Annotated in this window: 20 protein-coding genes; 7 read left to right on the top strand and 13 right to left on the bottom strand. The window is 65.3% G+C overall.

The features are described from left to right. Positions 1 to 170 precede the first annotated feature (170 nt). Together JVX91_RS10525 and JVX91_RS10530 are read left to right on the top strand one after the other, a co-directional pair. Positions 171 to 2477 carry a TonB-dependent siderophore receptor gene (locus JVX91_RS10525; RefSeq protein WP_205339170.1) on the top strand — a complete coding sequence of 769 codons (2307 nt, stop codon included), beginning with the start codon at positions 171 to 173 and terminating at the stop codon, positions 2475 to 2477. Positions 2478 to 2659: 182 nt separating this feature from the next. Then, on the top strand, positions 2660 to 5209 hold the full coding sequence (locus JVX91_RS10530; protein WP_240201766.1) for a sulfite reductase flavoprotein subunit alpha: 2550 nt from the start codon (positions 2660 to 2662) through the stop codon (positions 5207 to 5209). Positions 5210 to 5676: 467 nt separating this feature from the next. On the opposite strand, the gene lpxO is transcribed toward JVX91_RS10530, so the two are convergent. Further along, positions 5677 to 6576: a lipid A hydroxylase LpxO gene (lpxO, locus tag JVX91_RS10535; RefSeq protein WP_205339979.1), complete on the bottom strand. Its 900-nt coding sequence runs from the start codon at positions 6574 to 6576 to the stop codon at positions 5677 to 5679. A 131-nt stretch (positions 6577 to 6707) separates the two neighbouring features. Here lpxO and JVX91_RS10540 point away from each other — a divergent pair, with 131 nt between their 5' ends. From JVX91_RS10540 to JVX91_RS10550, 3 genes are read left to right on the top strand one after another with little or no spacing between them, the layout of a single operon-like run. Next, on the top strand, positions 6708 to 7463 hold the full coding sequence (locus JVX91_RS10540) for a 5-oxoprolinase subunit PxpA (protein WP_205339172.1): 756 nt from the start codon (positions 6708 to 6710) through the stop codon (positions 7461 to 7463). Further along, the gene (pxpB, locus tag JVX91_RS10545; protein ID WP_205339173.1) at positions 7460 to 8137 is read left to right on the top strand and encodes a 5-oxoprolinase subunit PxpB; all 678 of its coding nucleotides are present in this window, start codon (positions 7460 to 7462) and stop codon (positions 8135 to 8137) included. The genes JVX91_RS10540 and pxpB overlap by 4 nt, the downstream gene beginning before the upstream one ends. After that, entirely contained in the window at positions 8134 to 9051 is a 918-nt protein-coding gene (locus JVX91_RS10550; protein ID WP_205339174.1) for a biotin-dependent carboxyltransferase family protein, read from the top strand. The genes pxpB and JVX91_RS10550 overlap by 4 nt, the downstream gene beginning before the upstream one ends. Before the next feature lie 2 nt (positions 9052 to 9053). Here the strand turns inward: JVX91_RS10550 and prfH are convergent, their stop codons facing one another. From prfH to JVX91_RS10565, 3 genes are all read right to left on the bottom strand, one after another. After that, complete coding sequence (gene prfH / locus JVX91_RS10555) at positions 9054 to 9665, bottom strand: peptide chain release factor H (protein WP_205339175.1); 612 nt, start codon at positions 9663 to 9665, stop codon at positions 9054 to 9056. Next, positions 9665 to 10801, bottom strand: coding sequence for an RNA ligase RtcB family protein (locus JVX91_RS10560; RefSeq protein ID WP_205339176.1), 1137 nt, complete (start codon positions 10799 to 10801; stop codon positions 9665 to 9667). The genes prfH and JVX91_RS10560 overlap by 1 nt, the downstream gene beginning before the upstream one ends. Positions 10802 to 11011: 210 nt before the next feature. Next, entirely contained in the window at positions 11012 to 11494 is a 483-nt protein-coding gene (locus tag JVX91_RS10565) for an Lrp/AsnC family transcriptional regulator (protein WP_205339177.1), read from the bottom strand. Between the two features lie 134 nt (positions 11495 to 11628). On the opposite strand from JVX91_RS10565, the gene JVX91_RS10570 reads away from it, so the two are divergent. Further along, positions 11629 to 12255 carry a LysE family translocator gene (locus JVX91_RS10570; RefSeq protein ID WP_205339178.1) on the top strand — a complete coding sequence of 209 codons (627 nt, stop codon included), beginning with the start codon at positions 11629 to 11631 and terminating at the stop codon, positions 12253 to 12255. Between the two features lie 51 nt (positions 12256 to 12306). On the opposite strand, the gene JVX91_RS10575 is transcribed toward JVX91_RS10570, so the two are convergent. The 9 genes from JVX91_RS10575 to JVX91_RS10615 all read right to left on the bottom strand — a co-directional run bounded on the left by JVX91_RS10575 (position 12307) and on the right by JVX91_RS10615 (position 22685). Beyond that, the gene (locus tag JVX91_RS10575) at positions 12307 to 12960 is read right to left on the bottom strand and encodes a hypothetical protein (protein WP_205339179.1); all 654 of its coding nucleotides are present in this window, start codon (positions 12958 to 12960) and stop codon (positions 12307 to 12309) included. A gap of 162 nt (positions 12961 to 13122) precedes the next feature. Beyond that, entirely contained in the window at positions 13123 to 14094 is a 972-nt protein-coding gene (locus JVX91_RS10580; RefSeq protein ID WP_205339180.1) for a peptide ABC transporter ATP-binding protein, read from the bottom strand. Continuing rightward, a complete protein-coding gene (locus JVX91_RS10585; RefSeq protein WP_205339181.1) occupies positions 14091 to 15068 on the bottom strand; it encodes an ABC transporter ATP-binding protein in 978 nt (325 codons plus the stop codon). The genes JVX91_RS10580 and JVX91_RS10585 overlap by 4 nt, the downstream gene beginning before the upstream one ends. Before the next feature lie 67 nt (positions 15069 to 15135). Beyond that, positions 15136 to 16047 carry an ABC transporter permease subunit gene (locus tag JVX91_RS10590; RefSeq protein ID WP_205339182.1) on the bottom strand — a complete coding sequence of 304 codons (912 nt, stop codon included), beginning with the start codon at positions 16045 to 16047 and terminating at the stop codon, positions 15136 to 15138. 12 nt (positions 16048 to 16059) lie between these two features. Then, positions 16060 to 17070, bottom strand: a complete 1011-nt coding sequence (locus JVX91_RS10595) for an ABC transporter permease subunit (protein ID WP_054906646.1) — start codon at positions 17068 to 17070, stop codon at positions 16060 to 16062. 76 nt (positions 17071 to 17146) lie between these two features. Beyond that, positions 17147 to 18730: an ABC transporter substrate-binding protein gene (locus JVX91_RS10600; RefSeq protein ID WP_205339183.1), complete on the bottom strand. Its 1584-nt coding sequence runs from the start codon at positions 18728 to 18730 to the stop codon at positions 17147 to 17149. Positions 18731 to 18742: 12 nt separating this feature from the next. Beyond that, a complete protein-coding gene (locus tag JVX91_RS10605; RefSeq protein ID WP_205339184.1) occupies positions 18743 to 20152 on the bottom strand; it encodes an OprD family porin in 1410 nt (469 codons plus the stop codon). A gap of 162 nt (positions 20153 to 20314) precedes the next feature. After that, positions 20315 to 21913: an ABC transporter substrate-binding protein gene (locus JVX91_RS10610; protein WP_205339980.1), complete on the bottom strand. Its 1599-nt coding sequence runs from the start codon at positions 21911 to 21913 to the stop codon at positions 20315 to 20317. Positions 21914 to 22121: 208 nt separating this feature from the next. Next, positions 22122 to 22685, bottom strand: a complete 564-nt coding sequence (locus tag JVX91_RS10615) for an XRE family transcriptional regulator (protein ID WP_205339185.1) — start codon at positions 22683 to 22685, stop codon at positions 22122 to 22124. 177 nt (positions 22686 to 22862) lie between these two features. Between JVX91_RS10615 and JVX91_RS10620 the strand changes: the two genes are divergently transcribed. Beyond that, complete coding sequence (locus tag JVX91_RS10620; RefSeq protein ID WP_205339186.1) at positions 22863 to 24080, top strand: Xaa-Pro peptidase family protein; 1218 nt, start codon at positions 22863 to 22865, stop codon at positions 24078 to 24080. Positions 24081 to 24173: the final 93 nt, after the last annotated feature.

The following is a 24173-nucleotide window of genomic DNA, read 5'->3' on the forward strand; positions in this document are numbered from 1 at the left end:
AATGATAATGATTTGCAACATGTCGGTACAACCGGCATACCCCTACTTCCGACAGGGAGAAAGTGTAAAAGTTGTAAATCATATGCGTATGGTAATGAATGTGAATTGATACAAATTCTTATTTGCAATAAATTGCGCGGCCTTCATGAACCCCTGGGGAGGGAGTCTCGATGTCGCGTCAATCCACCGAGTTCGCCGGCAGCAAGCCGCGCCTTCTAGTCAGCGCTGTCGGCGTGGCGATCACCGCCATGTCCGGTACCCATCTGGCCCACGCCGCCGAGGCGTCCGAGAAGAAGTCTGGCCAGGACGTGCTGTCCCTGGATGCCGACACTGTCGTCGGTAGCCAGCAGCAGGACCCGACCACCTACAACGTCGAGAAGTCCGCCTCGAAGAAGTACACCGCGCCGCTGCTGGACACGCCGCGCTCGGTGACCGTGGTGCCGCAGCAGGTGATCAAGGACACCGGCGCGCTGACCCTGCAGGACGCGCTGCGTACCGTGCCGGGCATTACCTTCGGCGCCGGCGAGGGTGGCAACCCGACGGGTGACCGTCCGTTCATCCGTGGCTTCGACGCGCAGAGCGACACCTACGTCGACGGCGTCCGTGACACCGGAGCCCAATCCCGCGAGGTCTTCAACCTCGAGCAGATCGAAGTCAGCAAGGGCCCGAACTCGGCCTTCGGTGGCCGCGGCTCGGCCGGTGGCAGCCTGAACCTGATCAGCAAGCAGGCCAAGGCCGGCAACTTCACCGACGGCAGCTTCACCTACGGTTCCGACCAGACCCGCCGCTACACCCTCGACACCAACCAGGAGTTCCTCGACGGCAACGCCGCGTTCCGCCTGAACCTGATGACCCACGACCAGAACGTCGCCGGTCGCCAGGCGGTGGACGCCAGCCGCTGGGGTATCGCGCCATCCCTGACCTTCGGCCTCAACGGCCCGACCCGTATCACCGTCAGCCATTACCACCTGGAAAGCGACGACACCCCGGACTCGGGCATCCCGTACGCCAAGAGCGCCGACCGCAGCAAGCACAACCCCGACAAGCCGGTGAACGTCGACCGCGACAACTACTACGGCCTGGAGGATCGCGACTTCCAGAAGAGCCGTATCGACACCAGCACCCTCACCTTCGAGCACGACTTCAACGATGCCCTGGGCCTGCGCAACACCCTGCGCTACGGCACCGCGCACCAGGACTACATCTGGACCCAGCCCGACGACAGCCAGGGCAACATCAACAACGGGAGCGTGTGGCGCCGCAACAACAACCGCGTCAGCACCACCACCACCGCGACCAACCAGACCGACCTGTTCGGCGAGTTCTACCTGGCCGGCTTCAAGAACAGCTTCACCACCGGCCTGGAATTCACCCGCGAAGACAGCAAGCGCGACGGCTACACGGTGAACACCAATACCGGTTCCAGCGCCGGCGCCAACAAGTGCCGCCCGGCCATCATCGGCGCACCCAGCGGCTACAACTGCACCAGCCTGGAAAATCCCAATCCGCACGATCCGTGGAATGGCAGCATCGTCCGCAACTACAAGCCGCTGAACACCGTGGCCACCACCAAGGCGATCTACGGCTTCGACACCATCGACCTGAACGAGCAATGGCAGGTCAACGTCGGCGCGCGTTTCGACAGCTTCGAGACCACCGCGAAGAACCACGGCGTGACTCCGAACACCAAGTTCGAGGACAGCTCCAGCTTCTGGAACTGGCAGGCCGGTGTGGTCTACAAGCCGGCGCCCAACGGCAGCATCTACGCCTCCTACGCCACTTCCGCGACCCCGCCTGGCTCCATGCTGGACAACGGTGACACCGGCAACGCCGTGGATACCTTCGCGGTGAAGAACAACCTGGAGCCGGAAGAAACCACCAACTACGAAATCGGCACCAAGTGGAACTTCCTCGACGAGCGCCTGGAGCTGACCGCGGCGATCTTCCGCACCGACAAGGACAACGCCCGCGTACTGGTAGCCAACCAGACCTACGACAACGCCGGCCAGTCCCGCGTCGACGGCATCGAGCTGTCCGCCAGCGGCAAGCTGACCGACAAGTGGAAGGTCTTCGCCGGCTACAGCTACCTCGACAGCGAGCTGGTCAAGGCGGGCAAGGCGGGTCGTACCGGCACGGTGAATGCCACCGCACCGTCCAACGACGGCAACAAGATGCCTAACACCCCGGAAAACAGCTTCAGCCTGTGGACCACCTACGACGTCCTGCCCAACGCCACCATCGGCGGCGGCACCTTCTACGTCGACAAGGTCTATGGCGACGTGGCCAACACCATGTACGTGCCGGACTACTGGCGCTACGACGCGATGGCTGCCTACAAGCTGAGCAAGAACGTCGACTTCCAACTCAACGTGCAGAACGTCTTCGACAAGAAGTACTTCGACAAGGCCTACGCCGCGCACTACGCGTCGCAGGCGGCCGGCCGCACCGTGCTGCTGTCCACCAACTTCCACTTCTAAGGTCGCGCACCTCTGGCGACCCGCCCCGGCCGATGCTCCTCGGCCGGGGCGTTTCTTTGTCCGGGTCGAGCCCGGGGCGGACGTAAGGCCTGGGTAAAGTTTGTTAAATCGGCTGCGTTTGCGAGCCATTCTCAATAAAATGCCGCCCTGCGTGATGGGTGTCCGAAGGTGAAGCCGCGGTGTTGAAGAAAGTCCTGTTCCAGTTGCATTGGGTGTTCGGTATCAGCGCAGGCCTGGTGCTGGCGCTGATGGGCCTCACCGGAGCGATGCTGTCGTTCCAGGATGAAATCCTGCGTGCCATGAACCCCGACAGCCTCGTGGTGGAAAAGCGCGCCGAGGGCGTGCTGCCAATGGACGAACTGATCCACCGGGTGGAAAGCGCCGAACCGGGCAAGAAAGTCGCCTTCGTCTGGGTGAAGGTCGACAGCGACGATGCCGCGCGCGTGTTCTACACCCCCAAGCCGGGTGAGCGTCGTGGCGAGTCGCGCTATGTCGACCCTTATGATGGCCGCTTCCTGCCCGCGCCCGTGGGCGAGGGCGCCTTCATGTTCATCATGCAACTGCACCGCTTCCTCGCCGCCGGCGAGACCGGTCAGAAGGTCACGGGCGCCTGCACCCTGATCCTGATCTTCTTCTGCCTCTCCGGCCTGTACCTGCGCTGGCCGCGCAACGCGCTGAACTGGCGCACCTGGCTGACCTTCGACTGGGCCAAGAAGGGCCGCGCCTTCAACTGGGACCTGCACGCCGTGGCCGGCACCTGGTGCCTGGTGTTCTATCTCCTGGCCTCATTGACCGGCCTCTACTGGTCCTACGAGTGGTACCGCAACGGCCTGTTCAAGCTGCTGGACGACGCCCCCGCCGGGCAGGCCAAGGGTGGCCAGCGCGGCGGCGGCAAACGTGGCCCCGCGCCGGAAGGCCCGCCGCCGGTGGTCGATGCCACGGCCATCTGGAACACCATCCAGCAGACCGGTGGCTCCGCCATGACCGCCTACAACCTGCGCCTGCCGCCGGTGAAGGGCCAGCCGGCCACCGTGTTCTACCTCCTCGATGACGCCGCCCACGAGCGCGCCTTCAACGAGATGACCATCGACCCGGCCAGCGGCAAGCTGCTCAAGGACCGCCGCTACAACGACAGCAGCACCGGCAAGCAACTGCTCACCAGCGTCTACGCGCTGCACGTGGGCAGTTACTTCGGGCTGACCGGGCGCATCCTGATGATGCTTGCCAGCCTGACCATGCCGCTGTTCTTCGTCACCGGCTGGCTGCTGTACCTCGACCGCCGCCGCAAGAAGCGCGCAGCGCTGGCCGCCCGTGGCGAGCTGGGCAACACCGCAGGTGGCGCCGACTCCTGGCTGATCGGCTATGCCAGCCAGAGCGGCTTCGCCGAGCAACTGGCCTGGCAGAGCGCCGGTCAGTTGCAGGCCGCCGGCCTGCCGGTGCGCGTGGAACCGCTGAGCAAGCTGGACCGCGTGCAACTGGAACAGACCCGCAACGCGCTGTTCGTGGTCAGCACCTTCGGCGAGGGCGAGGCGCCGGACAGCGCTCGTGGCTTCGAGCGCCAGGTGCTCGGCCAGACCCTCGGCCTCAATGACCTGCGCTTTGCCGTGCTCGCCCTGGGCGATCGCCAGTACGAACACTTCTGCGGCTTCGCCCGGCGCATGCAGGGCTGGCTGCAAGGGCAGGGCGCGCGCCCGCTGTTCGACGGCGTGGAAGTGGACAATGGCGACGCCGCCGCGCTGCACGACTGGCAGGTGCGCCTGGCCGAGCTCTCCGGCGCCGCGCCGCAAGTGGCCTTCACCGCGCCGGCCTTCGAGGTCTGGACACTGAGCGGCCGTGAGCACCTCAATCCCGGCAGCCAGGGCGAATCCACCTGGCTGCTGCGTCTGACCGCACCGAACGATTCGCAGATCGACTGGGCCGCTGGCGACCTGGTGGAAATCGTCCCGCGCCAACCAGAGTTCCTGGTCGCCCGCTGGCTCGAACGCCTCGGCCTGGAAGGTGCCGCTAGTGTGCAGCTGGATGGCCTGGCCATGCCGCTCAAGGATGCCCTGGCCGGCTGCCTGCTGCCGGGCAACCTCGAACACCTGGTCGGCCTGCACGGCCAGGCGGTGGTCGATGCGCTGATCAAACTTTCTGTGCGCCAGTACTCCATCGCCTCGCTGCGCAGCGAAGGCGCGATGGAGCTGATCGTGCGCCAGGAACAGCACGCCGACGGTTCGCTGGGCATCTGCTCCGGCTGGCTGACCGAGTATCTGCCCGAAGGCGGCAGCCTGCTGCTGCGCCTGCGCCGTAACCGCAGCTTCCACCTGAGCGAGGATGATCGCCCGCTGATCCTGATCGGCAATGGCACCGGCATCGCCGGTCTGCGCGCGCTGCTGCACGCCAGCGTCGCCGAGGGCCGCACGCGCAACTGGCTGATGTTCGGCGAGCGCAACATTGCCCACGACTTCTATTGCCGCGACGAATTGGACCGGATGCTGGCGCGTGGCGAGCTGCAGCGCCTGGACGTCGCCTTCTCCCGCGACCAGGCCCAGAAGGTCTACGTGCAGGACCGCCTGCGCGCCAATGGCGAAACCCTTGTCCAGTGGCTGGACCAGGGCGCAGCGATCTACGTTTGCGGCAGCCTGCAAGGCATGGCCGAAGGTGTCGACCGTGCCTTGCGCGAGATACTTGGCGATGCCGAGGTCGAGGAGTTGCTGGAGAGCGGGCGTTATCGGCGCGACGTTTATTGAGCGAGAGCGCCGAGCCAAGTCGTAGGACGCATAACGTTCGACGTTATGCGCCGTCCAACCGGTGCGACGGCGTACAACCGCGAACGGTTGTACGCCCTACGAGGCTGCGCGCGTTGCATGTTGTAGGAGCGAGCTTGCTCGCGAACGGATTTGCCGGCGGCTCTAGCGCTGGGCGCGCGCGAGCAAGCTCGCTCCTCCAGGATCAAATGCGCCTCACGCTAACCCTGGCTGCACGCTCCGCTCCTCAAGTGGGTGAGGGGACAGTTCGGTATAGGGTGGAACCGTGGCGTCAGCCGGCACGTACTGCTCCCTCTCCCTCTGGGAGAGGGCTGGGGTGAGGGCAAGCCAAACGCCAGATTTCACCCGGAAACGGACTGGACCCGCGACGCTCTTCCGTTGTCCGCAAACAAAAAGGCCCCCGCGAAAGCGGAGGCCTTTTTGTCTGCGTGGTCTTCAGATCCAGCCACTCAAATCCACAGGAAAACCGCCAGCACCGCCGCGAAGAATCCCCACTTCTGCAAGTAATACAGCTTGCGATTGCGCTTCTTCAGGGCCTTGCCCTGCAGGCGGATCTTGTACAGCGAGGCGAAAGCGCGGTTGATGCCACCGGTCTTGTCGCCCGCGTCGTTGGGCGAGGCCGCCGCAGCCATCACGTTACGACTGAACCAGCGGTTGAAGGCCGTCACCCAGCCGTACTTCAGCGGGCGCTCGATGTCGCAGAACAGAATCACCCGGTCATGCTCCGTGGTGTTCTCGGCGTAGTGGATATAGGTCTCGTCGAACACCACTGCCTCGCCGTCGCGCCAGTGGTAGCGCTCGCCGTCGACCTCGATGAAGCAGCCCGGATCGTTCGGCGTCAGCAGGCCCAGGTGATAGCGCAACGAACCGGCGTACGGGTCGCGGTGGCGCACCAGGCGCGAGCCGGGCGGCAGTTCGGCGAACATCGCGGCCTTCACCGACGGAATCTGCCGCAGCAGTTCGGTGGTCTTCGGGCACAGGGCGTCGGCGGACGGATGGCTATCGTCGTACCATTTCAGGTAGAAGCGCTTCCAGCCGGTCTTGAAGAAGGAGTTGAAGCCCACGTCGTTGAGCTGCTCGGAGCGCTTGATGCTGCCGGCGTCGCGCAGGTGCAGGGCCTCGCTGCGGATGGCTTCCCAGTTTTCGGAAAGCAGGCGCATCTCGGGGAATTCGTCGGTCGCAAGATAGGGACGGCTCGGTACCTTGGAGAACATATACATCAGGCAGTTGATCGGCGCCAGGAAGCTGGAGTGGTCACTCAGCTGGCGCGTGAACTTGTGGCGCACCCGCCCACGCAGGTGGACATAAACGATGCTCAGGCCGAAGGCGGCCAGGATGGCGGCTTTAATCATTCGGGGGAAGGTTTCCACGGGTCTAGAGGAAGAATGTTACTCCTCCTGAACGTGACTGAGTATTCTCCGAAGGCCAAAGGCCACTCGCTGCTTTAACCTGTAGGAAATATGGAAGGACGGCGACATCGATGACCGAGCCCACCCCGCGAATCCTGCTCAACTGCGACATGGGCGAAAGCTTCGGCGCCTGGCGCATGGGCGACGACGTCCACGCCATGCCGCTGGTCGACCAGGCCAACCTCGCCTGCGGCTACCACGCGGGTGACCCGCTGACCATGCAGCGGACCGTGCGCCTGGCGGTGGAGCAGGGCGTCAGTATCGGGGCGCACCCGGCCTACCCGGACCTCGCCGGTTTCGGCCGCCGCCACATGAGCTGCTCGCCCGAGGAAGTCCACGCCCTGGTGCTCTACCAGATCGGCGCGCTGGATGCCTTCTGCCGCGCCGCCGGCACCCAGGTGGCTTATGTGAAGCCCCACGGCGCGCTGTACAACGATCTGGTGCGCGACGATGCGCTGCTGTCGGCGGTGCTCGATGCCTGCGCCGCCTACCGCAAGCGCCTGCCGCTGATGGTACTGGCCCTGGCCGACAACAGCCGCGAGCTGCAACTGGCCGATGCCGCCGACGTGCCGCTGATGTTCGAAGCCTTCGCCGACCGCGCCTACCTGCCCGACGGCCAGCTCGCCCCGCGCCGGCTGTGCAACGCCGTGCACCACGAGCCGCAACGCATTCTCGACCAGGCCCTGGCCATCGCCCGTGGCGAGCCTTTCCCGGACATCGACGGCAACCCGCTGCGGCTACGCGCCGACAGCCTCTGCGTGCATGGCGACAATCCGGAATCCCTGGCGGTGCTGCGGCGCCTGCGTGGCCTGCTGGACCAGGCATGATTCGCCTCGAGCCCTTCGGCGCCACGGCGCTGCTGATTACCCTCGCCGAGCAGGCCGACGCTGCGCTGCCCTTGCGCATCGCACGCCTGGCCGAGCGCCTGCAGAGTGAACTGGGCGCGGCGCTGACCGATTGCGTGCCGGGCTGGACCACGCTCTTGCTGCACTATGACCTGCTGCGCATCGACCCGGCGCAACTGCAACGCCGGGTGCAGGCCGCGCTGGCCAACTGGCCTGCAGAGTGCGGCGAACTTCACGCCGGACGCCTGCACGAGATCGGCGTCTGGTATGCCGGCGAAGACCTCGCTGAGGTCGCTCGTCTCTGTGGCCTCACCGCTGCGCAGGTGATCGATCTGCACGCCAGTCGCGACTACCGCGTCGGCGCCATCGGTTTCGCCCCGGGCTTCGCCTACCTCGGCGAGCTCGATGAACGCCTCGCTCTGCCGCGCCGCGCTACGCCGCGCACCCGCGTGCCCGCTGGCAGCCTGGCGATCGCCGAACGGCAGACGGCGGTTTACCCACAGGCCTCGCCCGGTGGTTGGCATCTGCTGGGGCGTACCGCCCAGCGCTTGTTCGATGCGCATCGGGAGCCGCCTTGTCCGCTGGCCGTGGGCGATCGGGTGCGCTTCGTGCCCATCGACGAAGCCGCTTTTCGCGCCACCGGTGGTGAAGCATGAGCCTGACGATCATCGCCTGTGGCCCGCTGTGCCTGCTGCAGGATGCCGGTCGCCAGGGCTGGCAACGGCTCGGCGTTTCTCCTGGCGGACCTGTGGATAAACACGCCGCGGCCTGGGCCAATCGCCTGCTCGGCAATCTTTATGGCACAGCAGTGTTGGAGATTGCGCTGGGCGGCTTGGAGCTGGAGGTGCAGGACGATACCTGGCTCGCGCTGACCGGTGCCGAGCTGCCCGCGCAGCTCGATGGCGAACCGCTTCCGGCCTGGTCGCGCTTTCACGTCCGTGCCGGGCAGCGCCTGAAACTGGGCTTCGCCCGTGCCGGGCAGCGCGCCTATCTCGCTGCCGTCGACGGGTTTCGTGGGGTGCCGGTGCTGGGCAGCGTTTCGACCCAGGTGCGGGAGAAGCTCGGGGGTCTTACCGGTAATGGTGAGCCCCTGGCCGTGGGGGATGTGCTGGAATGCGCCGCTGCGGGCGAGCATTTCTCCCGTGGCACCGAGGTACCCTGGCCCTATCGGCCGGACTACCGGGAACCCGCTGTCCTGCGCGTCTTGCCAGGTCCGGACGCCTTCACCGCCGAACAGCGCCGGGCTTTCTTCACCCAGCCCTGGCAGATCAGTCCGCAATCCGATCGCATGGGCGTGCGACTGCGCGGCGAGGCGCTGGGCGCACCTCGTCGGCAATGGTCGTTGGGAGTCGTGGAAGGCGCCATCCAGGTGCCGCCGGATGGCCAGCCGATCATCCTGCTGGCCGACCGGCAGACCATGGGCGGCTACCCGTTGCTGGGTATGCTGCACCCGCTGGACATCGGGCGCCTGGGGCAATGCCCGGCGCATAGCGAGGTGAGTTTTGTCGAGGCTGACGTGGAACAGGCGCAGGCGGACCTGCGCGCATTCCTGAGGTTCTTCTCCGGCTAAACTCAGCCTTCGAAGCGTTCACCACGAAACACTCGCCGTGGATTGCCACGCTCCAACTGGTGATGCACCAGTCGGCGCTCGGCACGCAGCTCGCTGTCTGCCTGCTCCGCGCGTTCCTCCAGCTTGCGGGCGATCAGCAGCAGCGCCAGGCGTTTGTTGGCGTGCTGGCTGCGCTCGCTCTGGACCTTGACGCTAAGGCCGGAGGCGACGTGGGTGGCGCGCACGGCGGAGTCAGTGGTGTTGACGTGCTGGCCGCCGGGACCGGAGGAGCGCAGCGTCTCGAAGCGTACTTCGCCTTCGAGGCTGGCCGGTGGCGCGCTGAACTGCGCGCCGCCGAAGTACCAGTTCTTGCGCCCGTGGTTGGGCCGGTAAGGGCTGGCGCAGACCCATTGCAGGGTGCCACTCCAGCTCTCGGCCAGCACGACCGCCGAGTCGCCCTCCAGCGCCAGCAGCACCGAGAGCAGGGTGCCCCGGCGCGGTCCGGCTTCTTCCTCGATCACGCGAACCTCGGCCCCGAGGGTTTCAGCCTCGCGCAGCAGGCGTTGCAGCGCCTTGGCCACGGCCAAGGCGCATTCATCCGGCCCCTGGGCCGCGGAAAGTTGCAGCAGAATCATCAGCAGCACTCCCCGCGGGTCTTGTAGGTCAGCACCGGCTTCAGCCGCGCCAGTACCCGCAGCAGTCCCGCTTCGCGCAGCGCGCCGACCACCGAGTCGATGGCCTTGTAGGCTTCCGGCGCCTCCTCGTAGATCAGCCCGCGATCACCGCAGATCACCCGGCTGCCCAGTGCGGTGCGGGCCAGTTGTTCGACGCGGTAGCGCGTCGAGAGACGGTCCTTGCACTCGCTGCGCATCCACTTGCGCCCCGCGCCGTGGGCGAGGGAGAAGAGGCTGCGCGGGTCGGCGACCGGCTCCACCAGGTAGCTGTAGTCGCCGCGCGAGCCGGGGATGACCATCACCCCGCGGTCCGCCGGCGTCGCGCCCTTGCGGTGCAGCCAGCCGTCGATGCCTTCGACCTGCGCCGGGCTAACCAGGTTGTGGTTCACGTCCAGCACCTGCGAACCGTCGGCGCGCAGGCGGTCGAGCATGCGCAGGGCGATCAGCTGGCGGTTGGCTTCGGCGAAGCGCAGGGCGCCGTCATGACGGGCCAGGTAATGCGCGCAGTCTTCGCTGCCTTCTTCGAGGCCCTGGTGGCTGAAGCGATCCACCTGCTCGCGCAGGATTGCTTCGCCCAGCCCGCGCGAGCCGCTGTGCACCAGCAGGAGCAGGTGACGACGGTCGAGTGCGAGCGCTTCCACGGCTTCGGCGTCATACACCTGGTCGAGTTGCTGCAGTTCCGCGAAGTGGTTGCCGCCGCCGATGGTGCCCAGCGAATGCTCGTGGCCGCACGGTGGCAGACCGAAACTGGCGATGCGCTCGCTCCAGTCTTCGTCCAGCGGGCCGTCGAGGTTGCCCAGGCGCTTTTCCAGCTTGTCCAGGTTGAGCTTGGCGCTGGCGATATCGGTGCGCCACAGCGCCATGCCGCAGCCGATGTCGTTGCCTACCAGTGCCGGATACAGGCGGCCGGTGGAGAAGAACGCGGCGCCGATCGGATAGCCACGTCCTGGGTGCAGGTCCGGCATGCCGGCGACCTGCTGCATGCCCGGCAGGCGGGCGGTGGTTTCCAGTTGCTGGATCGCTTTGCCTTCGATCCAGGTGTCGTCCGCGGCTATCAGGGTGATGCCGTCGGACAGATTTTTGATGCAATTGCCCATTGTCCAATCCCATGAGGAATGAAACGAAAAAAGAGGATGGGGGCAGGCCGGAGCCGGGCAATGCGATGCCGCCAACGGGGCGGCGGGGAAGCGATTACGCCAGACGCGACCTGCAAAGGGTGATCAGTGCTTGCATGATGTCTCTCCTTTGCTGTCGGTGGATGGAAGGTGGCGAATGATAGGCGCGCGGCCGCCCGCGCGCAATCCTCGCTATTTTGGCAGGTGCCGCAGCGGCAGCGGTGCCGACTCCTTCACCGTCTGGATGGCGAAGTTGCTGCGGATGTCGCTGACGCCCGGCAGCTTGAGCAGGGTGCCGGTGAGGAACTGCTCGTAGGCGCGCAGGTCGGGCAGGACGACTTGCAGGAGGAAGTCCGATTCGCCGCTGACCAGGTGCACCGAGATGACTTCCGGCAGGTCGATCACCGCCTGGCGGAAGGCGGCAGCGCTGGAGTCGCTGTGGCGTTCGACTTTGACGCCGACGAACACGGTCAGCCCCAAACCGACCTCGTCGCGGCCCAGTTCGGCGTGGTAGCCACGGATCATCCCGGCCTCTTCCAGTAGGCGCACCCGGCGCAGGCAGGGAGAGGGGGAGAGGCCTATTTCCTCGGCGAGCTGCACGTTGGTCAGGCGTCCATCGCGCTGCAAGGCAGCGAGGATGCGGTGGTCGTACGCGTCCAGCTTTGGGGTTGGCATGATTGGCTACTCAGCTAAATTAGGTTGGCAGGATATGCCAATCATGTGCTCCATGCTGGTCGAATACGCAAGCACCTGCGTCGACCTTCAGGCATAGAATCCTTATCCACAATGAATTCTTAGGAGTGGCTCTTGTGGATATCGGTGTCTTCCTGCTGGCCCTGGCGATGGTCTACCTGCTGCCCGGGCCGGACATGATTCTCCTGCTGCATACCGGCGCTCGCGATGGATACCGCGCAGCATTGGCAACCGCGCTCGGCCTGGGCCTGGCGCGCGCCTGCCATGTGGCGCTGGCGGCGACCGGGCTGGCGCTGCTGTTCCGCACCGCGCCCTGGACCTTCGATGTGGTGCGCATCGGCGGGGGCCTTTACCTGGCGTGGATCGGCCTGCAATTGCTCCGTGCGCCGGTGGGTGTGCCGGTGGCGGAAGGGACCGCTGGGTTATCCACAGTGAGCTACCGCCGTGCCTTTCGTCGCGGCCTGCTGACCAATCTGCTCAACCCCAAGGCGCTGCTGTTCTGTTCGGTGCTGTTGCCGCAGTTCATTCATCCGCAGAACGGACCTCTGCTCATGCAGTTCGCGTTGCTGGGCGCTGTACTGGTGGTGGTCGGGTTGGGTTTCGACAGTTTCTATGCGCTCAGCGGCGAACGCATGGGGCGCTGGCTGGCGCGCCACAGGACGATGCAGCGGGTGCAGCAGTGGGGCTTCGGCGGCATCCTGCTGGGCTTCGGCGTGCGCCTCGCGCTGATCCGCGATCTGTAGGGACAGTTTCGGTGCGGTGGTGAGCAAGTTGGAGAACAGCGCAAACGGCTCCTACAGGTCTTCTGGGAGGATTTTCCACAGCCGTGCCATGGACGGCTTCTGCGGATTACGTGCGACCACCAGCAGCCCCAATTCCTTGCCGCGCAACTCGCGCAGCAACTGCGCGCCCTGGCGTGGCTGTAGGTTCTCGGCGAGATGCCCGAGGGCGATGACGGCCGCGGCTGGGTGGGTGGCGACCGGCACGTAGCTGCCGTCGTCCATGTCCAGCACAACGTGCTGCTCGCCGGCATCCGGTGCGGGGACGTGGAGGTTGGCCTTGAGCAGATGCGCCAGGGCTTCGCTGCGCTGCGTTGTCGACATCCGTTCCTGCAGCGCACGCTCCAGTGGCAGGAAGTCTCCCCCGGGCGCCGCTGTCGGTTTCGTGGGAGATGGCGGAGCCGGCGGCTCGGCCTTCACTGGTGCCGGTCTGGGGCGTGCTACCGGAGTTGGCGGCGGCGGAGCGACATCCAGCTCATCCGAGGCAAGTCCGTCCCAGTCGATCTCGTCGAGGTCGACTTCTTCACTGGTGTTCTTCTGCGGCGTGGGCTTCTTCCGCGATTTCACCGCTGCGCGGACATCCATCCGCCGTTGCCGCTTCCATTTGTGGAGCTGCACATTGGCGATGATGGCGGTAGCGAGGATGAGCAGGAGGAAAAACAGCAGCATGAAGATCGTGGCCCTGTGGATAACGGCCACTGCGGTGCAGGACAGTGGCGGGACGCAACCCTAGCGGGACTATCGGGAACAGGGGGTAGGACTGTTCCGATACTGTCGTAATGCGCGACTGTTACCGAAAGAGGGGCCGGCCTATGACCGGCCCTTTTCGCATCAGTTCAGGAACTGCTCGGCGTGGTGACAGGCGACCTGGCGTTCATCCAGCAAACGCAGTTCCGGCACCTCGGTCTTGCAGCGCTCGGTCGCGTAAGGGCAGCGCTTGTGGAAGGCGCAGCCGCTGGGCGGGTTGAGCGGGTTGGGCAGTTCGCCCTGGATCTTGATCTTCGGCTTGGTCGGATCGGGGTGGATTGCCGGCGTCGCCGAGAGCAGGGCCTGGGTGTAGGGGTGCAGCGGGCGCGCGTAGAGCTTGTCCGCCGGGCCCATTTCCGCTGGGCGGCCGAGGTACATCACCAGCACGTCGTCGGCTACGTGGCGGACCACGGCGAGGTTGTGGGAGATGAACACATAGGCAGTGCCGAACTCTTCCTGCAAATCCATGAACAGGTTGAGCACCTGGGCCTGGATCGACACGTCCAGCGCCGAGGTCGGCTCGTCCGCCACCAGCACCTTGGGTCGCAGCATCATGGCGCGGGCCAGGGCAATGCGCTGGCGCTGGCCGCCGGAGAACATGTGCGGATAGCGCTGGTAGTGCTCGGGGCGCAGGCCGACCTGCTTCATCATCGTCTGCACCCGCTCGCGGCGTTCCGCACGGGACAGGCTGGTGTTGATCAGCAGCGGTTCGGCCAACTGGTCACCGATCTTCTGCCGCGGGTTGAGCGAGGCGTAGGGGTTCTGGAAGACCATCTGCACGTCGCGGCGCAACTGCTTGCGCTGCTCGTGGTTGGCGCCTTTCACCTCCTGGCCGGCAATCTGCAGCGAGCCGGAGGTGGGTTCTTCGATCAGGGTCAGGGCGCGGGCGAGGGTGGACTTGCCGCAGCCGGATTCGCCGACCACGGCGAGGGTCTTGCCGGCCTGCAGCTCGAAGGACACGCCGTTCAGTGCGCGGACCAGGGCGTGCGGCTTGAACAGGCCCTGGGAAATTTCATAGTGACGGGTCAGGTCGCGGGCGGTCAGAACGGCGTTCATCGGGCCACCTCGGTGTTCAGGTTGAGCGGGTAGAAGCAGCGCACGGCGCCGCGCTCATGGGGTTCCAGGGCCGGACGCACCGTGCGGCAGTTGTCCCGCACGTAAGGGCAGCGCGGCGACAGCAGGCAGCCCTGCGGCCGGTCGTACTTGCCGGGCACGATGCCGGGCAGGGTGGCCAGGCGTTCCTCGCCGGCGCTGTGCTCGGGGATCGCCTTGAGCAGCGCTTCGGTATACGGATGGGTCGGCAGGTCGAACAGCGCCGGCACCTGGCCGATTTCCACCGCCTGGCCCGCGTACATCACGCAGACGCGCTGGGCGGTCTCGGCGACCACGGCGAGGTCGTGGGTGATCAGGATCAGCGCCATGCCCTGGTCGCGCTGCAGGTTCAGCAGCAGCTCCATGATCTGCGCCTGGATGGTCACGTCCAGCGCGGTGGTGGGTTCGTCGGCGATCAGCAGCTTGGGCTCGCCGGCAATCGCCATGGCGATGGCGACGCGTTGGCTCATGCCGCCGGAGAGCTGGTGCGGGTAGGCGTCCAGGCGCTGGGCGGCGCCAGGGATTTCCACCCGTTCGAGCAGTTCCAGGGCGCGCTGGCGCAGGGCCTTGCCGCGCAGGCCGAGGTGCAGCTTGAGCACTTCCTCGATCTGGTAGCCGACGGTGAAGCTGGGGTTGAGGGCGGTCATCGGGTCCTGGAAGACCATGGCGATGTCCTTGCCGACGATGCGCCGACGCTCACGGCCCTTCAGGCGCAGCATGTCGGTGCCATCGAACTGCATGGTGTCGGCGGTGATGATGCCGGGGGCGTCGATCAAGCCCATCAGGGCCATCATGGTCACTGACTTGCCGGAGCCGGATTCGCCGACGATGGCCAGGACTTCGCCCTTGTCCACCGAGAGGTCGAGGCCATCCACCACCGGGATGGCATTGCGGTCGCCGAAGCGGACCGAGAGATTGCGCAGGTCGAGGAGGCTCATACGGCGGTCTCCATCAGGCTTTTCTTGTTGTCGTTGGCGATCTTGAGGCTGTGCATGGTCACTGTCCTCACGCCGCGTTCTTCAGCTTCGGATCCAGCGCGTCGCGCAGGCCGTCGCCCATCAGGTTGATCGCCAGGACGCTGAGCAGGATGGTCAGGCCGGGTAGCGAGACGACCCACCAGGCGCGCTCGATGTAGTCGCGCGCGGAGGCCAGCATGGTGCCCCACTCAGGGGTTGGCGGTTGCACGCCGAGGCCGAGGAAGCCCAGGGCGGCGGCGTCGAGGATGGCCGAGGAGAAGCTCAGCGTGCCCTGCACGATCAGCGGCGCCATGCAGTTGGGCAGCACGGTGACGAACATCAGGCGCAGGGTGCCGGCGCCGGCCAGGCGCGAGGCGGTGACGTAGTCACGGTTCAGTTCGCCCATCACGGCGGCGCGGGTCAGGCGCACGTAGGCCGGCAGCGAGACGATGGCGATGGCGATCACGGTGTTGATCAGGCCTGGGCCGAGGATGGCGACGATGGCCACCGCCAGCAGCAGCGAGGGCAGGGCCAGCATGATGTCCATCAGGCGCATGATCACCGGGCCCAGGCGCGTCGGCGAGAAGCCGGCGAGCAGGCCGAGGAAGATGCCGGGGATCATCGAGATCAGCACCGAGGTCAGGCCGATCATCAGCGACAGCCGCGCGCCATGCATCAGGCGCGAGAGCAGGTCGCGGCCCAGCTCGTCGGTGCCCAGCAGGAACTGCCACTGGCCACCTTCGAGCCAGACTGGCGGGGTGAGCAGGAAGTCGCGGAACTGCTCGCTCGGATCGTGCGGCGCGACCCAGGGCGCGAACAGTGCGCAGAACACGATGACCAGCATGAACAGCAGGCCACCGACCGCGCCCTTGTTGCGCGAGAAGGCGTGCCAGAATTCTTTCAACGGTGACGGGTAGACCAGGCTCGGGTCGCTGGCGGGAGCTGGGGAAACGTTGCTCATGTCGTCGACTCCTTAGCGCTGGTGACGGATGCGCGGGTTGGCGAGGCCGTAGAGGATGTCCACGATGAAGTTCACCAGGATCACCAGGGTCGCCACCAGCAGGATGCCGTTCTGCACCACCGGGTAGTCGCGGCGGCCGATGGCGTCGATCAGCCATTTGCCGATGCCGGGCCAGGAGAAGATGGTTTCGGTCAGGACCGCGCCGGCCAGCAGCGTGCCGACCTGCAGGCCGAACACGGTGAGCACCGGGATCATGGCGTTGCGCAGGGCGTGTACGAACACCACGCGGGCCGGCGAGAGGCCCTTGGCCCGGGCAGTGCGCACGTAGTCCTCGCGCAGCACTTCGAGCATTGAGGAACGGGTCATCCGGGCGATCACCGCCAACGGGATGGTGCCCAGCACGATGGCGGGCAGGATCAAGTGGCGCACGGCGTCCATGAAGGCGCCTTCCTCATCGGACAGCAGGGTGTCGATGAGCATGAAGCCGGTCTTCGGCTCGATGTCGTAGAGCAGGTCCAAGCGCCCGGAGACCGGCGTCCAGCCCAGGCTCACGGAGAACAGCATGATGAGGATCAGGCCCCACCAGAAGATCGGCATCGAGTAGCCGGCCAGGGAAATGGTCATCACTCCGTGGTCGAACAGCGAGCCGCGCTTGAGCGCCGCGATCACCCCGGCGAGCAGGCCGAAGACGCCGGCGAACAGCAGGGCCGCCAGTGACAGTTCGAGGGTGGCGGGGAACAGGGTGAGGAATTCGTGCCAGACGCTGTCGCGGGTGGTCAGCGATTCGCCGAGGTTGCCCTGGGCGAGGTTGCCGATGTAGTCGAGGTACTGCTGGTAGAGGGGCTTGTCGAGCCCCAGGCGGTGCATGGCCTCGGCATGCATCTGCGGATCGACGCGGCGTTCACCCATCATCACTTCCACGGGGTCGCCCGGAATCAGGCGGATCAGCGCGAAGGTAAGCAGGGTGACGCCGAAGAAGGTCGGGATCAGCAGACCGAATCGGCGTGCGATGAAACTGAGCATGGTGTTTGGGGGCTCCTCACCGAGCAGCTACCCGTCGGGGGTGATGACGGGCGCCGGTTTCTTATCACTTTGCCGGCTATTGGATTCGAACAGCGGCGAAGTTGTTATTGGTCATCGGGTTGATGGTGTAACCCGAGATATTGCTGCGGCGCACATTGAACAGTTTAGGATGCGCCAGGGGAATCCACGGGGATTGCTCGTGGAATATGGATGTCGCCTTTCTATAAAGTTCCGCCCGTTTTGTGGGGTCATTCGTCTGACGGCCTTCCTGTATCAGCGCTTCGAACTCCTGATTGCACCAGAACGCCTGGTTTTCGCCGGATTTCGCGGCGGCGCAGCTCAGGTTCGGGCTGACGAAGTTGTCCGGGTCGCCGTTGTCGCCGGCCCAGCCCAGCAACGACAGGTCGTGTTCGCCGGCCTTGGAGCGCTTGAGCAGCTCGCCCCACTCCAGGGAGCGGATCTGCAGGTCGATGCCGGCTTTGGCCAGATCGGCCTGCATCATCTGTGCCGCCAGCGCTGGATTGGGGATGGTCGGCGAGCTGCCGTTGCGGATGAAGAGCGTCAGCTTGAGGTTCTCCGCACCGGCTTCCTTCAGTAACGCCTTGGCCCGTTCCGGGTCATGGGGCCAGTCCTGCAGGTCCTTGTTGTAGCCGAGCAGCGTCGATGGATACGGATTGATCGCCGGGCTCGCGGCGTTGGCGCCGAACACGGCGTCGATCAGGGCCTTCTTGTCGATGGCGAGGTTGATCGCCTGGCGCACGCGCACGTCGTCCAGCGGCTTGTGTTGGGTGTTGATGGCCACGTAGGTGGTCATCAGCGCATCGATGCTGTCCACCGCAAGGTTCTTGTCCTGCTGCAGGGCGGGTGCGTCCGAGGGCTTGGGACACAGGGCGATCTGGCATTCGTTGCGCCGCACCTTCTGCATGCGCACGTTCGGGTCGAGGGTGATGGCGAACACCAGGTTGTCGATTGCCGGCTTGCCGCCGAAATAGTCGGGGTTGGCGCGGTAGCGCACCTGGGCGTCCTTGGCGTAGCGGTTGAAGACGAAAGGACCGGTGCCGATGGGCAGGTTGTTGATCTGGCCCTGCTTGCCGGCTGCCAGCAATTGGTCGCCGTATTCCGCGGAATAGATCGAGGCGAAGCCCATGGCCATGTCGGCGAGGAACGGCGCTTCGGGGTGGTTGAGGGTGAAGCGCACGGTGTGTTCGTCGACCTTGTCCACCGACTTGATCAGCTCGCGCATGCCCATGGCGTCGAAGTAGGCGTAACCGCGATTGGCCGATTCGTGCCAGGGATGCTTCGGGTCCAGCGCGCGCTGGAAGGTCCAGAGCACGTCGTCGGCGTTGAAGGCGCGGGTGGGCTTGAAGTAGTCGGTGCTATGGAATTTCACGTCCGGGCGCAGGTGGAAGGTGTAGGTCAGCCCATCCGGGCTGATTTCCCAGCTCTGCGCCAGAGATGGCTCGAGCTCGGTGGTACCGGGCCGGAAGCCCACCAGGCGGTTGAAGATGGTTTCCGAGGTGGCGTCGTTGGTGACCGCGCCGGTGTACTGGACCACATCGAAACCTTCCGGGCTCGCTTCGGTGCAGACCACCAGGTTCTGCGCCAGGGCGGTGCCGCTGGCCAGGGCCAGCAGCAGGGGAATAACGCGCGAGATGGGCATGCCGGTTCTCCTTTACAGCAGGTTGAAGGGGAAATTGCTGACCAGACGGATCTCGTTGATGCTGCCGTCGGCCTGGTTCTGGCTGGCCAGGTGCTTCATGTAGGAGAGACGGAAGCTGCTGCTCTTGAGCGGACCATCCTGCAGCGTATAGCCGGTGGAAAGGCCGAGCTCATGGTGCTTCTCGTTGTCCATGTTGCGCACGTCGTAGCCGGTCACACCGTTGCGGTCGCCGTCATAGTGCGTGCCGTCGATCCCCCAGCCCTTCGCATACCACGCCATGGTGGTGAGGCCGGGAACGCCGAATGTCGCCCAGTCGGTGGAGTAGCGTAGCTGGAGGGATTTTTCGTTGGGGCCGTTGTAGTCGGACAGCAGCGAGTTGGCCAGGTAGATGGCGGCGGTCTCGTGCACGTAGTCGAAGTATTCGTTGCCATCGATCTGCTGCCAGCCAAGCAGTACGGCATGGGCGCCGTGGGTCAGGGTGAAGGCCAGGCTGTAGGCGTTGTTGTCGATGTAGCCGGCCTTGCGCTCGCCAGTGTCGTGGGTGCCGTAGTAGTTGAGGCTGGTGTTCAGCGCCAGGCTGGCCGGGTCGCCCAGGTCGTGGGAGGCGCCGAAGTAATACTGGTTCCAGATGTCTTCGAAGTGCGCGCCGTAGGCGGTCAGCTTCAGGCTCTTCTGCACCTGGTAGCTACCACCGAGGTAGCTGAAATGGCTTCCGGTGAAGTCCATCGAGCCGTATTCGGTGGTGAGCCCTTGATGGCCGGAGCCGGTGCGCGGGCTGCCGCGGGTGAAGCTGCCGGCCTGCACCTGCAGGCCTTCGAGTTCTTCGCTGAGCAGGCTGATGCCGTCGAAGGACGAGGGCAGGGCGCGGTTGTCATTGATGTTGAATACCGGGTTCTCGGTCTGCTGGCGGCCGGCGCGCAGCTCGGTATTGGAGGCGCGCAGCTTCACGTTGGCCAGCCCCATCTTCGACCACTGGTCCACGGCGTCGCCGTCGCTGTCCGCCAGGGTGCGGGTGCCGCCGCCGGCGATGCGCCCGTGCCCGCGCTCCAGGGCGATTTCATTGAAGGCGGCGGCGTCCACGCCTACACCCACGGTGCCCTGGGTGTAGCCGGAGCTGTACTTGAGCTGGCTTCCCTGGGTCCAGGTGTAGCGGCTGTGGGTCGGCTCGGTGTAGCCGTCCTTCTTGATGTTGAAGTGGAAGCTGTCTTTCTTTTGCTCGCGGGAGGCGAAATTGCGGGTGCTGAAGGTGAGTTGCTGGCCTTCGATGAAACCCTTGGCGCCGGCCTGGCCCTTGACCACCACTTCGGTGTCGCGGCGGATTTCGTCTGGCGGGAGGTCTTCGCCGTCGGCCCAGGCCTGGCCCAGGCCGGCGACACCGATGGCCAAGGCCAGAAGGGATCGGCTGAGTACGTAACGCTGCATGAGTTGCTCCTTGTTGTTATCGGTCTTCCTAGCAACGAATGCATCTCCTCCACCCATCGTGCAGATGGGGGAGCCGACAGGCGGAGGAGAGAGCGGAAAATGCCGCCCGGTCTTTGCCGGGCTGGCGTTCAGACGGCCGAGGCCGCCAGTGACTCATGGCGGTCAGGGTTGGTTGGACACGCCGTAGAAGGAGTTGCGCCCGAAGGGGCTGATCAGGAAGCCCTGCACCGACTTGCGCATGGGCTGGTAGACGGTGGAGTGGGCGATGGGGCTGATCGGGACCTGTTGCGCCAGCAGCCGCTGGGCCTGCTGGTAGAGACTGACGCGTTGGTCGTGGTCCGTCGTGGCCTTGGCCTGTCGCACCAGCTTGTCGTAGTCCGCGTCACACCATTTGGAGACGTTGTTGCCGCTCACCGAGTCGCAGCCATAGAGGGTGCCGAGCCAGGTGTCCGGGTCACCGTTGTCACCGGTCCAGCCGAAGAGCATCGCGTCGTGTTCGCCGGCATGGGCGCGCTTGATGTATTCACCCCATTCGTAGGTAACGATCTTCGCCTTGATGCCGACCTTGGCCCAGTCGGCCTGGATCATCTCGGCCATCAGCTTGGCGTTGGGGTTGTAGGGGCGCTGCACGGGCATGGCCCAGAGGGTGATCTCGGTACCGTCCGGGATGCCTGCCTTCTTCAGCAGCGCCTTGGCCTGCTCGGGATCGTAGGCCTGCCCCTTGATCGACGTGTCGTACGACCACTGGGTTGGCGGCATGGCGTTCACCGCCAACTGGCCGGAGCCCTGGTAGATCGCGTCGATGATCGCCGGCTTGTTCACCGCCATGTCCAGCGCGCGGCGCACATCCACCTTGTCCAGCGGCGCGTGGGTGACGTTGTAGGCCAGGAAGCCGAGGTTGAAGCCCGGCTGCGACGGCATGTTCAGGTCCGGGTCTTTCTTCAGTGCTTCCAGGTCGGCCGGGCGCGGGTTCAGGGTGATCTGGCATTCGCCGGCCTTGAGCTTCTGCATGCGCACCGAGGCGTCGGTATTGATGGCGAAGACCAGGTTGTCGACCTTCACGTCATCGGGTTTCCAGTAGTCCTTGTTGCCCTTGAAGCGGATCATCGCGTCCTTCTGGTACCGGCTGAACACGAACGGTCCGGTGCCGATGGGCTTCTGGTTGATCTGCGCGGGATTGCCCTGCTTGAGCAACTGGTCGGCGTACTCGGCGGACTGGATGACGGCGAAGTTCATCGCCAGGTTCTGCACGAAGGCCGCGTCCACTTCGTTGAGGGTGAAGGTCACGGTGTGCTCGTCGACCTTGCTCACCTTGGCGATGTTGCGGTCCAGGCCCATGTCGGTGAAGTAGGGGAACTCGGAGGGATACGCCTTGCGGAAGGGTTGGTCCTTGTCGAGCATGCGGTTGAAGGTGAACAGCACGTCGTCGGCGTTGAATTCGCGGGTGGGCTTGAAGTAGTCGGTGGTGTGGAACTTCACGCCTGCACGCAGGTGAAAGGTCCAGGTCTTGCCGTCGGCGGAAGTTTCCCAGTGCTCGGCGAGTGCGGGCTGGGCTTCGGTGCCGCCACGCTGGAACTGCACCAGGCGATTGAACAGGGTTTCCGAGGTGGCGTCGTAATCGGTGCCGGCGGTGTATTGGCTGGGGTCGAAACCCGCGGGGCTGCCTTCGGAGCAGTACACCAGGCTGGAGGCGGCCTGGGCTGTGGAGCCGGCGAGCAGCAGCCCGCCGAAGGCGAGTGCGTGCAGGGAATTACGTCGCATCTTGCGCATTGCCTGACCTCGTTCTTGTTCTTCTGAGGAGGCCGGCGGACCGATGAGGTTTTTAGCCGGCCTGGTCGGGCGGGATCGGATAGAGCCCGTCCACGCATGGCCGGGCTGTGCCCGGCCATGCCGCCGCCGAAGTTAAGTCAGGCTGAAATTAAGATCAACTCAAAATTCAGTGGGACTGAAAAATCTACCAGTCTGTGATTCAGGTTGCGGGATGGTCGCCGAAAAGCGGGAGCGTGGTGACTGTCAGCATTTCCGCGATGCTGTCGCCGGTGTTGCGCAGGCAGTGGCGTTTGCCAGAGTCGAAGTGCACGGAGTCGCCGGGGCCCAGCGGATAGGTGTGGCCGTCGATGTCGTAGGCGATGCGTCCGCTGAGGACATAGGCGAACTCGGCACCGTCATGGGTGATCAGTTCCGATTCGTAGCCCACCGGAACGGTGACTTTCACTGCATTCAGCTGGTTACCGGGGAAGCTGCTGGACAGGCGCTCGTAGCTCAGCGGCTGGCCTTCGATGGTGTAGCGCACGCGCTCGCCCTGGTGGGAGTCCGGCGGAATCTGCTGCGGCGAGTCGAAGAGCGCATTGAGCGGGACGTCCAGGGCCTTGGCGATGCTGGCCAGGGACGACAGCGAGACACCGGTCAGGTTGCGTTCGGCCTGGGACAGGAAACTGGCCGTGAGGCCGGACTCGGCGGCTACCTGATTAAGGGTCTTTTTCGCTGCACGCCGGAAGCGGCGCAGGCGTTCTCCGATGCGATCTGCGGACATTGTCTAGGCTCTTGTGGGAGGCGGGCAGCATACCAGCGTCGTCGGCCGCTGAAAGCACCTTGCCACGATGGCGCGGAGAATCGGCTGGAAACGGGGGCGGTGAAGAAAAGTCTTTGACCGATAATTTTAGTGCTGCTTAAATTTCGGGCTGTTTTCCATTGCCTCAGGGAGAGTCGCATGACACTGGGTGTAGGGGGCGCAAGCCCCGATCAGGCGCTGGCGAAGTTGCAGGTCATGACGGCCGGCGCACGCCCTATCGCACTTGAGGAGTACCAGCAGCGGATCGCGCAGCTTCAGCGCCTGATGCAGGCCCGGGAAATCGCGGCGGTGTTCGTCGATGCCGGCAGCTCGCTGTTGTATTTCACCGGCCTGAAGTGGAGTCCGAGCGAACGGATGGTCGGCGCGCTGGTGCCCGCGCGCGGCGACGTGCGCTACATCGCTCCGGCGTTCGAGGAAGGCACGGTACGTGACTTGCAGGTGCTGCCCGGCAGTATCTGCGTGTGGGCCGAGCATGAAAGCCCGTTCACCCTGCTGGTCGAGATGCTGTCGGAAATCGAGGTCGGCGGCGGCGCACGGGTCGGCCTTTCCCACAGCCTGCCGTTCGGGATGGCGGAGCGTCTGCGCCAGGCGGCGGGCAGGTTCCAGCTGGTGGATGCCGGCGCCCTGATCGAACAGTGCCGGCGCAGCAAGTCATCGGCAGAGCTGGCGCTGATGCAGCGGGCGAAGGACATGACGCTGGAAGTTCACAAGGCCGCCGCGAGCATCCTGCGCGAAGGCATCACCACCACCGAGGTGGTTCGCTTCATCGAGGCGGCGCATCGTCAGGTCGGTGCGCCGGGTTCGACCTTCTGCATCGTGCTGTTTGGCGAGGACAGCGCCTTCCCCCATGGCGTGCGCCAGCCGCGCCCGCTGCGCGAAGGCGACATGGTGCTGATCGACACGGGTTGCCAGTTGTACGGCTACAACTCGGATATCACCCGCAGCTATGTGTTCGGCACGCCGAGCGCGCGCCAGCGTGAGCTGTGGAACCTGGAGAAGGCGGCGCAGCAGGCCGCGTTTGATGCCGCGATGCCCGGCGCCGCCTGCGAGCAGGTGGACGCCGCTGCACGGCGTTGCCTGGAGGCCGGTGGTCTCGGTCCGAACTATGCGTTGCCGGGGCTGCCGCATCGCACCGGTCACGGTATCGGCCTGGATATCCACGAAGGTCCGTATCTGGTGCGCGGTGACAGCACGCCGCTGGACGTCGGCATGTGCTTCAGCAACGAGCCGATGATCTGCGTGCCGGGGGAGTTCGGCATCCGTCTGGAGGATCACTTCTACATGACGGCAGGTGGGCCGCGCTGGTTCACCCAGCCGAGCCATTCGGTGGACGATCCGTTCGGCCTGAACGCCTGAGCGCTTTTTGTAGGAGCGGACTTCGTCCGCGATGCTCATCAGCGGCTGGGAGACATCGCGGACGGAGTCCGCTCCTACGAGATGCCACCCTTT

The organism is Pseudomonas sp. PDNC002, from assembly GCF_016919445.1.
GTDB lineage: Bacteria > Pseudomonadota > Gammaproteobacteria > Pseudomonadales > Pseudomonadaceae > Pseudomonas.

What these genes read in the sequence shown, in the direction of transcription:
- JVX91_RS10525 (WP_205339170.1), top strand. Translation starts at nt 171, where the DNA reads ATGTCGCGTCAATCCACCGAGTTCGCCGGCAGCAAGCCGCGCCTTCTA.
- JVX91_RS10540 (WP_205339172.1), top strand. Translation starts at nt 6,708, where the DNA reads ATGACCGAGCCCACCCCGCGAATCCTGCTCAACTGCGACATGGGCGAA.
- pxpB (WP_205339173.1), top strand. Translation starts at nt 7,460, where the DNA reads ATGATTCGCCTCGAGCCCTTCGGCGCCACGGCGCTGCTGATTACCCTC.
- JVX91_RS10550 (WP_205339174.1), top strand. Translation starts at nt 8,134, where the DNA reads ATGAGCCTGACGATCATCGCCTGTGGCCCGCTGTGCCTGCTGCAGGAT.
- prfH (WP_205339175.1), bottom strand. Translation starts at nt 9,665, where the DNA reads ATGATTCTGCTGCAACTTTCCGCGGCCCAGGGGCCGGATGAATGCGCC.
- JVX91_RS10560 (WP_205339176.1), bottom strand. Translation starts at nt 10,801, where the DNA reads ATGGGCAATTGCATCAAAAATCTGTCCGACGGCATCACCCTGATAGCC.
- JVX91_RS10565 (WP_205339177.1), bottom strand. Translation starts at nt 11,494, where the DNA reads ATGCCAACCCCAAAGCTGGACGCGTACGACCACCGCATCCTCGCTGCC.
- JVX91_RS10575 (WP_205339179.1), bottom strand. Translation starts at nt 12,960, where the DNA reads ATGCTGCTGTTTTTCCTCCTGCTCATCCTCGCTACCGCCATCATCGCC.
- JVX91_RS10580 (WP_205339180.1), bottom strand. Translation starts at nt 14,094, where the DNA reads ATGAACGCCGTTCTGACCGCCCGCGACCTGACCCGTCACTATGAAATT.
- JVX91_RS10585 (WP_205339181.1), bottom strand. Translation starts at nt 15,068, where the DNA reads ATGAGCCTCCTCGACCTGCGCAATCTCTCGGTCCGCTTCGGCGACCGC.
- JVX91_RS10590 (WP_205339182.1), bottom strand. Translation starts at nt 16,047, where the DNA reads ATGAGCAACGTTTCCCCAGCTCCCGCCAGCGACCCGAGCCTGGTCTAC.
- JVX91_RS10595 (WP_054906646.1), bottom strand. Translation starts at nt 17,070, where the DNA reads ATGCTCAGTTTCATCGCACGCCGATTCGGTCTGCTGATCCCGACCTTC.
- JVX91_RS10600 (WP_205339183.1), bottom strand. Translation starts at nt 18,730, where the DNA reads ATGCCCATCTCGCGCGTTATTCCCCTGCTGCTGGCCCTGGCCAGCGGC.
- JVX91_RS10605 (WP_205339184.1), bottom strand. Translation starts at nt 20,152, where the DNA reads ATGCAGCGTTACGTACTCAGCCGATCCCTTCTGGCCTTGGCCATCGGT.
- JVX91_RS10610 (WP_205339980.1), bottom strand. Translation starts at nt 21,913, where the DNA reads ATGCGACGTAATTCCCTGCACGCACTCGCCTTCGGCGGGCTGCTGCTC.
- JVX91_RS10615 (WP_205339185.1), bottom strand. Translation starts at nt 22,685, where the DNA reads ATGTCCGCAGATCGCATCGGAGAACGCCTGCGCCGCTTCCGGCGTGCA.
- JVX91_RS10620 (WP_205339186.1), top strand. Translation starts at nt 22,863, where the DNA reads ATGACACTGGGTGTAGGGGGCGCAAGCCCCGATCAGGCGCTGGCGAAG.